Genomic DNA, 1,041 nt, shown 5'->3' with positions numbered 1-1,041 from the left:
GATATTCGTGATAAACAAAATATTACAAGGCTGAGCACGAATTTAGTGTAACTCATGTGACTTTAACTTTGTTAACCATGTGCCTTAACGAACATGCTGACGCAACCAATTGAGAATATAATACATCATAGAAATAAATATTAAAAACATGAAATAATGAAAACCTTTAAACTAATTATCATTCTTTCCATTTTGTTAAGTGGATTAAATTCTTGCGATAAAGACACTTATGAAACTCCTACGACCCTTCAAAATCTGGAAAAGACAAATTATTTTGACTCTGAAATATTTGCCGAACCTGACTTGAAAATTTACGGAACATGGAAATTATTTGCTGTGTCTGGAGGATTTTCGGGGACTGGACACGACTTAAATTTTGAGTATTTGGAGATAAAAAAATATGGAATCTATGGTTTTGTTAATAATTATAGTCTTCTCGAATATGGCAAAATTTCTCCTGCGCTACAGACAGCTAATGACATTAGATTGAAGGTTGATTTTGAAAAAGATGAAAAATCAGATTCATTTTTTACGGACACAGAGAAATATGTAGAATTTATGGGAAGCGACACTTTAAATTTAAACTCTCCGTGTTGTGACAGATATAACTACCATTTTAAAAGAGTGAAATGAAAAGAAAAAGCACATACCGCTAACACGGTACATATTGCAGGGCGGGTTCGGTGGTACGCCAACTGCGGATTCCCGTTTCGCAGTTCCGTGTCCTTCGGACAGGAACGCTCTCCGAAATCCGCCCTTAAATACTCCCCATCGTTAGACAACATTATCTCAAAGATAAGTTAGATTTTCCTTTCCGCCCAATTGGGCGGAAAGGAAAATCTAAGCGGCTGAGCGGAACACCTTCTCTGGCCTTTTGTACTCCAAAGCCTGATGGCCTCTTTCAGTGTTATAAAATTCCATGTACCATTTTATTTTGCCATATAACTCATGCCCATCATCCGATGGCTCAGGGTATAATTTCTCATACTTGATATTACGCCAGAACCTCTCAATGAATATATTGTCGATAGCTCGTCCTTT

2 protein-coding genes are annotated in these 1,041 nt (G+C 36.8%); one reads left to right on the top strand and one right to left on the bottom strand.

The features are described 5' to 3' along the window. The first annotated feature begins 156 nt into the window (after positions 1–156). A complete protein-coding gene (locus BUB08_RS19945) occupies positions 157–633 on the top strand; it encodes a thioredoxin domain-containing protein (protein ID WP_073003687.1) in 477 nt (158 codons plus the stop codon). Positions 634–840: 207 nt separating this feature from the next. Here the strand turns inward: BUB08_RS19945 and BUB08_RS19940 are convergent. Beyond that, positions 841–1,041, bottom strand: a 201-nt coding sequence (locus BUB08_RS19940; protein WP_139249817.1) for an integrase core domain-containing protein, incomplete at its 5' end; no start/stop codon positions are given.

This window comes from Mariniphaga anaerophila (assembly GCF_900129025.1).
In the GTDB taxonomy this organism is placed as follows: Bacteria; Bacteroidota; Bacteroidia; order Bacteroidales; family Prolixibacteraceae; genus Mariniphaga; species Mariniphaga anaerophila.
Note: the sequence above shows the minus strand (reverse complement) of the source record. Positions and strands in the feature narration are given on the sequence as shown.

Coding starts and splice junctions, on each gene's coding strand:
- BUB08_RS19945 (WP_073003687.1), top strand. CDS start 157: ATGAAAACCTTTAAACTAATTATCATTCTTTCCATTTTGTTAAGTGGA.